The sequence below is a fragment of the Neobacillus sp. PS3-40 genome (genome assembly GCF_030915485.1).
GTDB lineage: Bacteria > Bacillota > Bacilli > Bacillales > Cytobacillaceae > JAUZPL01.
Genome location: NZ_CP133266.1, coordinates 871,041 through 883,937, shown reverse-complemented (window position 1 = coordinate 883,937; position 12,897 = coordinate 871,041). Strand labels below are relative to the sequence as shown.

At 35.5% G+C, this 12,897-nt stretch carries 12 protein-coding genes and 1 riboswitch; of the genes, 11 read left to right on the top strand and 1 reads right to left on the bottom strand.

Annotated features, from left to right (window positions below; all coding sequences use genetic code 11):
* Window positions 1-2: 2 nt before the first annotated feature.
* From RCG20_RS04460 to RCG20_RS04410, 11 genes are all read left to right on the top strand, one after another.
* Window positions 3-539 (top strand): spore maturation protein, encoded by a 537-nt coding sequence (locus RCG20_RS04460; RefSeq protein WP_308183038.1) that lies wholly within the window; start codon window positions 3-5, stop codon window positions 537-539.
* A gap of 235 nt (window positions 540-774) precedes the next feature.
* Window positions 775-1,512: a 23S rRNA pseudouridine(2605) synthase RluB gene (rluB, locus tag RCG20_RS04455; protein WP_308183037.1), complete on the top strand. Its 738-nt coding sequence runs from the start codon at window positions 775-777 to the stop codon at window positions 1,510-1,512.
* 97 nt (window positions 1,513-1,609) lie between these two features.
* The gene (gene resA, locus RCG20_RS04450) at window positions 1,610-2,134 is read left to right on the top strand and encodes a thiol-disulfide oxidoreductase ResA (RefSeq protein WP_308183036.1); all 525 of its coding nucleotides are present in this window, start codon (window positions 1,610-1,612) and stop codon (window positions 2,132-2,134) included.
* A gap of 20 nt (window positions 2,135-2,154) precedes the next feature.
* On the top strand, window positions 2,155-3,774 hold the full coding sequence (locus RCG20_RS04445) for a cytochrome c biogenesis protein ResB (protein ID WP_308183035.1): 1,620 nt from the start codon (window positions 2,155-2,157) through the stop codon (window positions 3,772-3,774).
* Window positions 3,775-3,791: 17 nt separating this feature from the next.
* A complete protein-coding gene (gene ccsB, locus RCG20_RS04440; protein ID WP_308183034.1) occupies window positions 3,792-4,976 on the top strand; it encodes a c-type cytochrome biogenesis protein CcsB in 1,185 nt (394 codons plus the stop codon).
* Window positions 4,977-5,167: 191 nt separating this feature from the next.
* Window positions 5,168-5,884, top strand: a complete 717-nt coding sequence (locus tag RCG20_RS04435) for a response regulator transcription factor (RefSeq protein WP_308183033.1) — start codon at window positions 5,168-5,170, stop codon at window positions 5,882-5,884.
* Complete coding sequence (locus RCG20_RS04430; protein WP_308183032.1) at window positions 5,881-7,662, top strand: ATP-binding protein; 1,782 nt, start codon at window positions 5,881-5,883, stop codon at window positions 7,660-7,662. Before RCG20_RS04435 ends, RCG20_RS04430 begins: the two co-directional genes overlap by 4 nt.
* Window positions 7,663-7,936: 274 nt before the next feature.
* Window positions 7,937-8,488, top strand: a complete 552-nt coding sequence (sigX, locus tag RCG20_RS04425) for an RNA polymerase sigma factor SigX (RefSeq protein WP_308183031.1) — start codon at window positions 7,937-7,939, stop codon at window positions 8,486-8,488.
* Window positions 8,463-9,656, top strand: a complete 1,194-nt coding sequence (locus RCG20_RS04420; RefSeq protein ID WP_308183030.1) for a negative regulator of sigma-X activity — start codon at window positions 8,463-8,465, stop codon at window positions 9,654-9,656. Before sigX ends, RCG20_RS04420 begins: the two co-directional genes overlap by 26 nt.
* A 471-nt stretch (window positions 9,657-10,127) precedes the next feature.
* The gene (locus RCG20_RS04415; protein ID WP_308183029.1) at window positions 10,128-11,036 is read left to right on the top strand and encodes a M23 family metallopeptidase; all 909 of its coding nucleotides are present in this window, start codon (window positions 10,128-10,130) and stop codon (window positions 11,034-11,036) included.
* 240 nt (window positions 11,037-11,276) lie between these two features.
* Window positions 11,277-11,410, top strand: a riboswitch (FMN riboswitch).
* Between the two features lie 163 nt (window positions 11,411-11,573).
* The gene (locus RCG20_RS04410) at window positions 11,574-12,155 is read left to right on the top strand and encodes an ECF transporter S component (protein ID WP_308183028.1); all 582 of its coding nucleotides are present in this window, start codon (window positions 11,574-11,576) and stop codon (window positions 12,153-12,155) included.
* A 267-nt stretch (window positions 12,156-12,422) separates the two neighbouring features.
* Here the strand turns inward: RCG20_RS04410 and RCG20_RS04405 are convergent, their stop codons facing one another.
* Entirely contained in the window at window positions 12,423-12,671 is a 249-nt protein-coding gene (locus tag RCG20_RS04405; protein WP_308183027.1) for a ferredoxin, read from the bottom strand.
* Window positions 12,672-12,897 lie beyond the last annotated feature (226 nt).

The following is a 12,897-nucleotide window of genomic DNA, read 5'->3' as shown; positions in this document are numbered from 1 at the left end:
GCATGGAAATGTTATCGATGATTTCCCTTGGTTTTATACCTGTTTTGATTGGATTTATCCTAATATATGGCACATATAAACAAATTCCGACCTATGAAAGCTTTGTTGAAGGCGGAAAAGAAGGAATTAAAATTGCCTTTTCTATAATTCCGTTTTTAGTAGGGATGCTAGTAGCTATTTCAGTATTTAGGGCATCAGGGGCATTAGAAGCATTTATGGATTGGCTCCGCCCAGCAATGGAATACTTAGGTGTTCCCCCAGAGATTGTCCCACTTGCGATCATTCGACCTATTTCCGGTACTGCAGCACTTGGGATGACAAGTGATCTTATTGCGGTTCATGGACCAGATACTTTTATAGGTAGGCTTGCTTCAGTCCTTCAAGGAAGCACTGATACAACATTTTATGTGTTGACGGTTTATTTTGGTGCTGTTGGAATCAAGAAAATGGGGGATGCCCTAAAAGTGGGGCTTTTAGCAGACTTAGTTGGAATTGCCGCAGCAATCGTGGTTGTTACGTTTGTTTTTGGGACAAAGTAGAATGGGATGTTTAAAGCAGATTCTCTAAGAAAGTTTTTATTCTTAGAGAATCTGCTTTTTTGCCTAGGATGGACAGATATTAATAAGGATATTGTTCTGTGTCGCTTAGCTTTGGATATTTTTCATCATAAACAATATCCTTGACTTTGAAATCGGTCAATATTGTGTCATAATTCATAAGGATAGAAAACTAAGGTTACAATCTTGGATACATATATGATGAGGTGGTACATAAATGGAGAGATTACAAAAGGTTATTGCCCAGGCAGGCATTGCATCTAGACGGAAATCGGAAGAATTAATTAAAGAAGGTAAAGTGAAGGTTAACGGAAAAATTATTACAGAGCTCGGTGTCAAGGTTTCAAATTCAGACAAAGTGGAAGTAAACGAAATCCAAATTGAAAGAGAATCACCAGTTTATTTTCTATTATATAAGCCTCGTGGTGTCATTTCTAGTGTGAGTGATGATAAAGGGAGGAAGGTAGTTACTGACTTTTTCCCCCACATTATGGAGAGGATTTATCCTGTAGGTCGCTTAGATTATGATACATCTGGTGTGCTCCTGATGACAAACGATGGTGAATTTGCTAACTTGCTAATGCACCCAAGAAGTGAAATTGAAAAAGTTTACGTTGCTAAAACACAAGGGATACCCCTGAGAGAAAGTTTAAGAAAACTTGAAAAAGGAATTCGTTTAGAGGATGGAAAAACTTCGCCTGCAAGAGTAAAAATGATTTCCTTGGATAAGAAAAAACAGACTTCAATCATAGAATTGGTTATTCATGAGGGCCGAAACCGGCAAGTCAGAAGAATGTTTGAAGCAATTGGCCATCAAGTATTAAAACTAAAAAGAGAACGATATGGAACTTTGACATTAAATGGATTGAATGCTGGTGAAGCAAGAGAACTCACTCCACATGAAGTTAAACAACTCAGGGCATTGGCAATGGAATCTGTTCAAAAAAATTCATAGAAGTTTCACATTTATTTTCTTTTATTATCACTGTGTTAGTGTTGGGAAATGATATAATTTAAGCGACATATGATTATTACTTTTTGGAGGGTAACAAATGAAAAAACGGCGTTTAGTCATAAGAACTTTGGTTTTACTTATATTAGGTGCTGCCGTTGCCTATACACTTTATGCGAATTTTACTAAGGATGATCAATTAAAGGTTGCTGTAGGACAAAAGGCACCTGATTTTGTCTTAACCGATATGCATGGGACTAAACATCACCTTTCTGACTATAAAGGACAGGGAGTATTTCTTAACTTCTGGGGAACATGGTGTAAGCCATGTGAAACAGAAATGCCTTATATAAATAATCAATACCATCAGTTTAAAGATAAGGGAGTACAGGTTTTAGCGGTAAATGTTAGTGAATCTAATTTGGCTGTCGAGAAATTTGCAGAACTCCATAAGCTTGATTTCCCAATTGTAATTGATAAGGATGGGCAGGTTCAGGCTGCCTACGGTATTGACCCGCTCCCGGTATCCTTTTTGATTGATAAAAATGGGAAAGTGGTAAAATATTACACGGGCCAGCTTTCTGAAGAAACGGTCAAGGAATTAATGAATCAAATTAAACCTTAATAGTGCAGGGAGTTTTTTGAATGAAAGATGTCAAATGTGAATGCGGACATGTAAACCCACATGGAACCGTGTTTTGCGAAGCATGTGGAATGTTACATGTTGAGGGAGAGAAAGAAAAACAAGTCCTCGATATGCGTTATGAAGGCAGTGCTCGCCGTTCACAAACTTATAATAAAATGTTTATTGATAAAGTATGGAACTTTTTCTCCTCTGTAAAAGTAGGAGTTATACTAATTCTTATTACATTGATTGCTTCTGCTCTGGGTACTATTCTCCCTCAGGAAATGTATATTCCAGGTACCATGCCAGCTGAAGAATTTTACCAGTCCCAATATGGTTGGTTTGGTAAAATATATTACCAATTGGGCTTCAATAATTTATACAGCTCTTGGTGGTATTTAATTCTCATTGCGATGATCGGTGTTTCTCTTGTTATTTGTAGCCTTGATCGCGTAGTGCCACTTTACAAAGCGTTAAAAGCACAAAGAGTAACGAGGCATGAAGGCTTTTTAAAGCGCCAGCGAATTTTTGGAATAACAAGTAGTGATAATGTGGATGCTTCTTTTTCTAAAGCAAAAGAGCACTTACTGACAAAGCATTATCAAGTAAGAGAGGAAAATGGTGATCTATTGGCCGAAAAAGGTCGATTTTCACGTTGGGGTCCATATATAAACCATGTTGGGCTAATTATCTTCCTGATTGGTGCTATGCTTCGCTTTGTTCCAGGAATGTATGTTGATAAGGTTTTATGGCTTCGTGAAGGAGAAACAAAAGTAGTACCTGGCACAAACGAAGAATTTTACGTCACTAATAGAAAATTTATTCTACAACTCTATGATAAAAATAAAGATAAGGCCTATGGTGCTACACTAAGTAAGGTTGGAAATGTAGCAAAAAATTATCAATCAAATGTGACTCTATATCAAAAGGTCGGACATACCATTATCGGAGAAAAGCCTAAATTAAAAAAAATAAAGGATTATAATATTCGGGTAAATCAACCGCTAACCTTTAATGGTTATTCATTGTACCAAGTAGATTACAAGTTAGATGAGTTAAATTCCATGACATTTACTTTAGCTAATAAAAAGACAGATAAATCATTTGGAAATATTACGATTGATCTTTATGATCCAAAATCTAAATATGTGTTAGGAAATGGTTACTCAGTAGATGTTTTGAGTTATTTTCCTGACTTTGAATTTTCAAAGAGTGGAGAACCTACAACAAAATCAAGAATACCAAATAACCCTGCATTCGTTTTTCGAATGTATGCACCAGATAAACCGAAAGGGGAAACTAGCTTTGTTGCAATTCGGCAAAATATAGAGCCCTTTGGAAATAATGAATATAAAATGAAATTTAAAGCTATTCAAACAAAGAATGTTTCTGGTCTAACTGTTAGGAAGGATTTAACTATTTGGGTCATTATTTTTGGTGGTTTCCTCTTTATGTTTGGTGTTATCCAAGGAGCGTATTGGAATCATAGAAGGATTTGGATTCAGCGGAAAAATGGACAAGTGTGGATAAGCGCACATACGAATAAAAATTGGTATGGTCTAAAACGGGAAATGGAAACAATCCTAGATGGCACAGAACTTTCAATGCCTGAAGATCAGCTCCAAGCGGAAAGAGCTTAAAAAGGAGGTATTCTAATTTGGTAACAATTAGCAGTAATTTACTATATATATCTTTTATTCTCTATTTAATTGCTACCTTGTTTTTTGGTGGGGCAATTAAAACCAAAAAGGAGCCATCAGATAAGAAAGGCACTAATAAATGGGGAAAAATTGCTGTGTTTATAACCATATTTGGTTTTATTTCACAAATAGGGTATTTCATAACTAGGTGGATTGCTGCTGGGCACGCACCAGTGAGTAATTTGTTTGAATTTACAACCTTTTTCGGCATGGCACTTGTGGGGGCTTTTCTCGTTATTTATTTTATTTATCGAACTCCTCTTCTCGGACTTTTCACTATGCCTGTGGCGATTCTAGTAATTGCTTATGCTAGTATGTTTCCAAGAGATGTCACTCCGTTAATACCGGCATTACAAAGTGATTGGCTCTACATCCATGTTACAACAGCTGCCATCGGTGAAGCGATCCTTGCAGTAAGTTTTGCCGCAGGACTTATATATCTTGTTAAATGTATTGATCAATCAAAAGCCACAAAGCGAACTTTCTGGCTTGAAGTTGTAATGTTTGGTTTAATTACCACACTTGGTTTTGTAGCGGTATCATCTACCTTTACTGGTATGGGCTACCATGAAAAGTTTAATTGGGTTGATAAAAATAAAGTTAAGGCTACAGTTGAATTCACGATGCCTGCCATAACTGGACCACATGAATATGAATTACTAACAAAAGGAAAGTTCAAACCATTGATTGAAACACCTGCAATTATTAATGCAAAGAAAATGAATACATTTATATGGTCGTTAATTGGTGGCTTACTATTATATTCTTTAATTAGAATAATCTTAAGAAAACGAATTGCAGCTGCATTAAAGCCTTTGGTGAAAAATATTAATCTTGATTTTGTTGATGAAATAAGTTATCGCTCCGTGTTAATTGGATTTCCAGTATTTACGCTAGGAGCATTAATCTTTGCGATGATTTGGGCGCAAATCGCCTGGACAAGGTTCTGGGGCTGGGATCCAAAAGAGGTCTGGGCATTAATTACATGGCTTTTTTATGCGGCATTTTTACATCTTCGCCTTTCTAAAGGCTGGCACGGCGAAAAGTCAGCTTGGCTCGCCGTTATTGGATTTGTCATTATCATGTTTAATCTCGTGGCAGTTAATTTAGTTATTGCTGGTCTTCATTCATATGCTGGATAAAGCTCTTACTTAATGGGGGAGGCTTTTTGAAAACATATATGAATATATACTATTTTTGTTATTATGTTTAATAAAGGAAAAAGTATATCTTTTTTGTGAAATCTTTAATACTTTTTTCATATCCAATTCCTTGAAAAGCATAGCAAAAAGCAGAACCATTTTGTAAAATAACTCCATGGGGGGATTTATTAATGGATAAGGACGTAAAAATTTTAGTGGTGGATGACGAGGAAAGAATTCGCCGTTTATTAAAAATGTATTTAGAGCGTGAAGAGTATTCCATCGATGAGGCAGAGGATGGAAACGAAGCGCTAGTTAAAGCCTTTGCTAACGATTATGATGTAATTCTTTTGGATCTAATGATGCCTGGTAAAGATGGTATTGAAGTATGTCGTGAATTGCGGGAAAAGAAAGCTACTCCCGTAATCATGCTAACGGCAAAAGGAGAAGAAGTAAATCGGGTTCAAGGGTTTGAAGTTGGTACCGATGATTATATTGTTAAACCATTTAGTCCAAGAGAAGTTGTATTGCGAGTCAAGGCACTCCTTAGGAGGTCATCACAAACAACTTACTTACAGACGGATACCACAGCGAAAGATGTAATTGTCTTCCCGCATTTAACAATCGACAATGATGCACACAGAGTGACAGCAGATGATAAAGAAGTAAGTTTAACACCAAAAGAATACGAGTTACTTTATTTTCTAGCAAAATCACCTGATAAGGTTTTTGATCGGGAACAATTACTCAAAGAAGTGTGGCATTACGAATTCTTTGGAGACCTTCGTACAGTTGATACTCATGTAAAACGGCTACGTGAAAAATTGAATAAAGTATCCGAACAAGCGGCGAGGATGATCGTTACAGTTTGGGGAGTTGGTTATAAATTCGAGGTTGTAAATGAATGATCTTATTACGAAGTGTAGTAGGTAAACTCTGGTTTACCATACTTTTGCTCGTCTCATTTGTACTTTTTATATTAACTGTGATGCTCCTTGAGTTTTTTCAGAACAATAATATAATTGAAACGAAAAAAGACTTAACTAATACAGCAGAAAAGATTGCAAATGTATTAGAAGCGCATGATAACGACCTTTCTTTAGGCTTAGAGATTTCATGGGAAATAATTAATAATGATACGCAAGTGGTCATTGTTAAAAATAATCATGAAGTCTATTACTCTCCTAATAATAGAAGTGAAAAGAAGTTAACAATTGCAGATATTCGAAAAGATAAAGATTTATCGAAAGTTTTTAAATACAATGGAACCATTGAAAAAGTATCAACTCTTACTTCTGAAAATGACAGTAAGAGAGATGATTCAAGTTATTCGATTATCGGTGTACCATTGCATCTGCCTGATGGGTCAAGGGGAGCCGTATTTATCTATCAATCATTAAAGGTAATCGAAAGGACAACTCAATCGACGACTAAGTTTATTCTTCTCGTTGCGGGGGTTGCAATCATTTTAACAACTATCTTTGCTTTCTTTTTGTCTACAAGAATTGCAGCTCCATTAAGAAAAATGAGGGAAGCGGCATTTGAGGTGGCAAGAGGAAAATTTGATACTAAGGTACCTATTCTTTCCCATGATGAAATTGGGGAACTAGCTACGGCCTTCAATCAGATGGGAAGACAATTGAAATTTAATATGAATGCACTTAGCCAGGAGAAGGAGCAACTTGCTAGTATCTTAAGTAGTATGGCTGATGGAGTCATTACCTTTAATCGTGATGGTACCATCCTTATTACAAACCCTCCGGCAGATCGGTTTCTTCAATATTGGTATTATGAAAAAGGGGATTACAGCATAAATACGGAAGCGATTCCTTCAAAAGTAATGGATCTTTTCCAACTTGCTGTTGACACTGAGAAAGATCAAATAGGGGAGATTTCCCTTCAAGGGAGACATTGGGTTATTCTTGTCAGCCCTCTTTATAGCAATCAATTTATTCGTGGTGCTGTAGCTGTCGTTAGGGATATGACAGAAGAGAGAAAGATGGACAAACTTAGACAAGATTTTATTGCCAATGTTTCACACGAACTTAGGACCCCAATTTCCATGTTACAAGGCTATAGTGAGGCAATTGTTGATGACATTGCAGAGACGCAAGAAGACAAACGAGAAATGGCCAAAGTCATTTATGACGAATCTCTTAGAATGGGTCGGCTCGTAAATGAGTTACTTGACTTAGCTAGAATGGAAGCAACTCAGATCCATCTTACGATTGAAGAAGTAAATGTTTCCTCGTTCATCAATAGGATTATTCATAAATTCCAAGGATTAGCAAAAGATAATGAAATTTTGTTAGATTCAGATATAATCGATGAATTTCTGCTCTTTTCCTTAGACCCTGATCGGATTGAACAAGTACTGACAAACTTAATTGATAATGCCTTTAGACATACACCTAAAGGTGGGTCGGTTCATTTAGCTATTATGAATGAAGATAAAGGCATTACAATGGAAGTGATAGATTCTGGATCAGGGATACCGGAAGATGATTTACCATTTGTATTTGAGCGTTTCTACAAAGCTGATAAAGCACGGACACGAGGTAGAGCAGGGACTGGTCTTGGACTTGCAATCGCAAAAAATATTATTGAGGGACATCACGGTCACATATCTGTCCAGAGTAAACTAGGTCATGGAACGACATTTTCCTTCTTTTTACCTCGAAAATAGGGAAAAAACCAAAAATTATGCCGATTGTTCTTGATTCACAAGAAACATTTAAAAACTCATCTCATGGATGAGTTTTTTGTGCTATTCGAAGAGAGCTGAAAAATCAACCTATTATTTCACCATAGCCTAGTAAATAATAAATATTTATAATCTTGATAAGATTGAAAGCAATTCGAAAAAACTTCTTCCTTTTGGATGGAAAAACAATTATATTAAGAAGTGAAACTTTTTTAATTTACATAACGACTAAATATACGAACGGGGAGGGAACTTGATGGACTCCGTTTTTGAGGAACTTTATCAAAAGTATCATCATGATGTATTTCAATTTCTGTTTTATATGGTCAGGAATAAAGAGCATGCTGAGGATCTTGTTCAAGAGGTTTATATACGTGTGCTTAAATCCTATGACCGATTTGAGGGAAGAAGTAGTGAAAAAACCTGGCTATTTTCCATTGCTAGGAATGTTGCAATTGATTTTTTTCGTAAGCAAAAGGGATGGAAACAAAGGATGCTCGAAAAGTTCGATTGGACTGTTCAACAAGTAAAAGACGAGGAACCGATCCCAGAAGAAATAGCCCTCCAAAAGGAAGAAATTAAATGGATTTACGAATGTCTTAGTCATTGCACAATTGATCAAAGAGTGGTTATTGTATTGCGTTTTTTGAATGATTTATCTATTGCAGAAACTGCTACGGCATTGGGGTGGACAGAAAGCAAAGTAAAAACAACCCAACACCGGTCTTTAAAGGTTTTAAGGAATCAGATGGAATTGTTGACGGGGAAGGAGGAAATTGATAATGGAAAAGTCCGAGTGGAGCGATAGACAACTTGAAGAAATGCTTAGGCAGATGCCAAAAATAGAAGATTATCGCAATCCTCGTGACATTTATCAAAATCTTTCCATTAAAATAAAGAGAGGAAAGCGTAAATCTTGGGTGCTCCCAAGTTTTGCAACAGCTGCGGTATTACTCCTACTATTTATTATTCTCGCTCCAAATTTGACTAATTGGTCACAAAATTCTTCTGAAGATTCAATGAAACAAAAATCAACTTCTAGTGAAAATAAAATAACAGCACAGTTAAAGTCAGAAAAAAAGGATTCTAGTTCTAAATCGGCACAGAAGATAGGTACTCCAAAACTCTTTATGCAATCAGCTAATTTAAAAAATGCTTTATATAAAAATGAATTGGGAAGCAGAAAGTTTTTAACGTATTGGATTCCAGATCAACAAGGACAAATCCTCATTCCTGTTTCAACACTCATCAATCACCCCGGTAATAAATCCTGGGTTGATCTGTTTAATGAAAAAACGGCTCAATTAAAAGAAAAAGAATGGGGTTTAAGTGATTTTTATCCCCTTAATGCAAAAATGAAACTAGATACCAATGATGATAGTATCATTATAGATGTTCCAGCGAACCATTCATATGGTGAAGGTTCAGCAACTGAGACTAGTTTTATTAATGCAATTGAGAAAAATGTATCTACAAATAGTAATATTAAGAAAGTTAAATTTACAACAAATGGAAATCCGGGAATTATACTCGGAAACTATGGAGAAAAAAAAGAATTAGATATTCAACTCGAGCAAAATCATGCTAATTTTTTCTTTATTCCTGATGGTAAGGAAATACCATTTATTGTCCCATCTCAAAAGTCTTATACAGATGTTGCAGCAGCCTTGGAGTCAATGTGGTCTGATCAACCAGAATGGGGACTAAAAGCTTCCCTTCCACCATCACTGAAATTTAGGGTGGATGCCATTAAAAATAAAACATTATTTTTATCAGTTCAAGATAGTTCAAATCTAGAAAATATTCCTATGAGTGTTTATTCCTATGAAGCAATTTTGTTAACCGCAAAGGAATTTGGATTAGAACATGTAATGCTTGAGAATCCTCCGATTAAAAATTTAGGTCCTTTTGATTTATTAAAAGAGAATGAAGTTCCAGTGGCGCCAAATCTTCGCACGGTAGAGGATCAACCTTAAGGTTGGTCTTTTTTTTTTGGCTTATTAGAATTTTTGCTAGCGTATAAGGGCAACTACGGTCTGTCATTGCCCTTAAGGGCGATGACAATCAGCGAGTTTTCTTTAACTGTTTTCTAAAGGCTGTTTTCGCATAGATTGTTGTTTTTCGTACCTAGTCTAAAAACCCGAAATAACTATGGTATCGTGCTTTTTTCTTAAAAATTTCCTACAGTTTTCATCGGTAAACTGGAGTACCATTCTAATTTAGTTTCAAATAGCAACAAAGTTTAAGAAAAGAGCCTTTCTAAAAAATTGTTGCAATTTACCTTGTTTTATTCATATTTTCGTTTATAAAAATAAATTTTTTCTCAAAAATATGAATAAAACAAAATAAAAACCATATTATAACAAGTATGCTTTAATGCTCCATTTCCAAATGAAGCTGATTGTATATTTGGTGAAAAAGAAAGGTAAAAATTAAGGAGGAACAAAATGCGTGACTACATAAGGAGATTGCTAATCGCCGGACTGATGGCACTATGTATCAGTTTGTTATTTCTAGGTGGTAAACATCCCCAAGCGGATATGCTTAAAACAAGCCAGGAGAAGACTAGCTGGATCTGGCCGTCAGATGGAGTTATTTCAGATACGTTTGGAACAAGGAATGGAAAACATAAAGGGATTGATATTGCTGGTGAATTAAACACAGAAATTGTAGCTGTTGATGACGGAGTAGTGGAGAAATCTTATTACTCCGATTCTTATGGTAATGTAATCTTTATAAAGCACTCTAATAATTATGTTGCTGTATATGCCCATTTAAGTGAGCGCCTTGCGCAAGTTGGTCAAACAGTTAAGCAAGGAGACATTATTGGGAAGATGGGAAGCACCGGGCAAGCAACAGGCATACACCTGCATTTTGAAACACATAAAATTGAATGGACCTTTGATAAAAAATATGCATTTGATCCTGAAGGATTATTAGGAAAAGCAACAGTAGGTGCAGTAGTCCAGGCTGGAACAATTGGTAATGATAAGAATGTACTTGAAGTAAGTTCAAGACTTCAACCCAGTGATGAAAATAATGAATCTAATAACAATATGGCGGACAACCAAGAAATGTATATTGTTAGGGATGGAGATACCCTATGGTCAATAGCAGAAAATAACAATCTGACAGTAGAGACAATACAAAATTCAAACAAGATTATGGGAACAAATATTATGATTGGTGAAAAACTAATTATTAAAAAAATGCCCGAAAATAAATATATTGTAAAGAATGGAGACACCCTAACATCAATTTCAAGGGAGAAAAATGTAACTGTAGACAAAATTAAACAATTAAATAATCTTTCATCAGATCTAATCATGCAGCAACAAATTTTGGATCTTCCTTAATCAGATTACTAAAAAATACGCAATCGTGGATATACTTGACTCCGGTTTTTTAAGCTAAGCATAATGGCAATTACGCCAAATCATCCCCTTGGGGCTCGCCAATCGGCGAGTTTTCTTTATTTTCCTGCTTTTTAGAGATAGTGAAATTTTGAATATCCTACTACATATGTGGAGCGTGGATTTTATTTTACTTCACAACTGGATAAATTTTCAGTATAATAAAATTAAAATTAAATATTGATCTATCTTCGGGGCAGGGTGAAATTCCCGATCGGCGGTATTTGAGTTTTAACTCTTAAGCCCGCGAGCCTTTTTTGGCAGGATTTGGTGTAATTCCAAAGCCGACAGTATAGTCTGGATGGGAGAAGATGGAGGTTCTGCATACGTTCAAAAAATGTTGATAAATTGGACGTGTTTTAGGTGTGCCTTCATAAAAAAACTCCCTCAAGAGCCATATCTTGGGGATTTTCTATTTTATAAGGTATATCTTAGTGCTGAACCTCTCTTCTTGGAGTGGATCACAAAGGAGAGAGGAAAATGAAAAAACTAAGTGTTAAAGCAGTAGTATCAGTCGGAATGTTAAGTAGTATCGCGTATATTCTTATGCTCTTGAACTTCCCACTTCCACCATTTCCAAATTTTCTTTTAATTGATTTTAGTGATATTCCAGCCCTAATTGCCACTTTGATTTTTGGGCCGATTGCAGGAATTTTAGTAGAATTTTTTAAAAATGTTCTAAATTATTTTATGACTGGGAGTGCAACAGGAGTTCCAGTTGGTCACGTGGCCAACTTTATTGCTGGAATCTCATTTATACTACCAACCTACTATTTATCTAATAAACTAAAATCAAAAAAAGGAATGTCATTTTCTTTAGTTATTAGTTCCCTAATTATGGCGGTCATAATGAGCATTCTAAATTACTATATCATTTTACCGGCTTATACGTTCTTTTTGCATTTTCCAGCGATGTCAGCACCGGCAGCGCGCAAATTAGTTGTAACAGGGATTCTTCCTTTTAATATAATTAAAGGTGTCATAATGAGTGTAATCTTTATGCTATTATTTACTCGTATGCAAAATTGGATAATTAAGCAAAGGATTATAAAAAATGCTTAAAATATAATAGAAAAAGCAACGGGGAACCGTTGCTTTCAGATTGTCAACAAAAGGCATCGAGAGCACGCGCTCTCGATGCCTTTTGTTAGCTAATCAGTATTTATATCTATAAATTCTACTAGCCCATACTAGGGCACATAGGGGCTTGCCATTCGGAGTTTTCTTTATAGGGGAATTATTAATTTTATTGTTGATAAAAACTAACTGTTGTTTAACATAGCAAAAAATAAAAGTCCCCCTCATTAATCAGAGGCAGGACTAATATTTTTATTCGAATTTAGTTGCGTTACCATCGAATGGTTGTTCTGCTACTTTAATTGAATCAGTAGGACAGCCTTCAAAAGCATCTGTCATATCATCAATTAGTACATCTGGAATTTCAACGATACCTTGGTTATCGTCAAGAGTTACGAATGCTAGACCTTCATCATCATAATCATAGATATCTGGTGCTGCTGCACCACAAGCTCCACAAGCAATACAAGTTTCTTTGTCAACAATTGTGTACTTTGCCATAATAAAAAACCTCCCAATAATGAACAATATGATTCTTGCAATTTCCCATTAATGAAAATGGAAACACTATCTCAATCACTATTGTAAAACTGAATTGAAAACATTTCAATAGAAAAATAAATAATAGTTAGTCGATTTTGTTTCATTTGTTTCTTTGAATATTGTCAATTTACATCAACTTTATGATCAGTTTCATGCTAGAATATTAATAATAAACAGGTATTAT

Coding starts and splice junctions, on each gene's coding strand:
- RCG20_RS04460 (WP_308183038.1), top strand. CDS start 3: ATGGAAATGTTATCGATGATTTCCCTTGGTTTTATACCTGTTTTGATT.
- rluB (WP_308183037.1), top strand. CDS start 775: ATGGAGAGATTACAAAAGGTTATTGCCCAGGCAGGCATTGCATCTAGA.
- resA (WP_308183036.1), top strand. CDS start 1,610: ATGAAAAAACGGCGTTTAGTCATAAGAACTTTGGTTTTACTTATATTA.
- RCG20_RS04445 (WP_308183035.1), top strand. CDS start 2,155: ATGAAAGATGTCAAATGTGAATGCGGACATGTAAACCCACATGGAACC.
- RCG20_RS04435 (WP_308183033.1), top strand. CDS start 5,168: ATGGATAAGGACGTAAAAATTTTAGTGGTGGATGACGAGGAAAGAATT.
- RCG20_RS04430 (WP_308183032.1), top strand. CDS start 5,881: ATGATCTTATTACGAAGTGTAGTAGGTAAACTCTGGTTTACCATACTT.
- sigX (WP_308183031.1), top strand. CDS start 7,937: ATGGACTCCGTTTTTGAGGAACTTTATCAAAAGTATCATCATGATGTA.
- RCG20_RS04420 (WP_308183030.1), top strand. CDS start 8,463: ATGGAAAAGTCCGAGTGGAGCGATAGACAACTTGAAGAAATGCTTAGG.
- RCG20_RS04415 (WP_308183029.1), top strand. CDS start 10,128: ATGCGTGACTACATAAGGAGATTGCTAATCGCCGGACTGATGGCACTA.
- RCG20_RS04410 (WP_308183028.1), top strand. CDS start 11,574: ATGAAAAAACTAAGTGTTAAAGCAGTAGTATCAGTCGGAATGTTAAGT.
- RCG20_RS04405 (WP_308183027.1), bottom strand. CDS start 12,671: ATGGCAAAGTACACAATTGTTGACAAAGAAACTTGTATTGCTTGTGGA.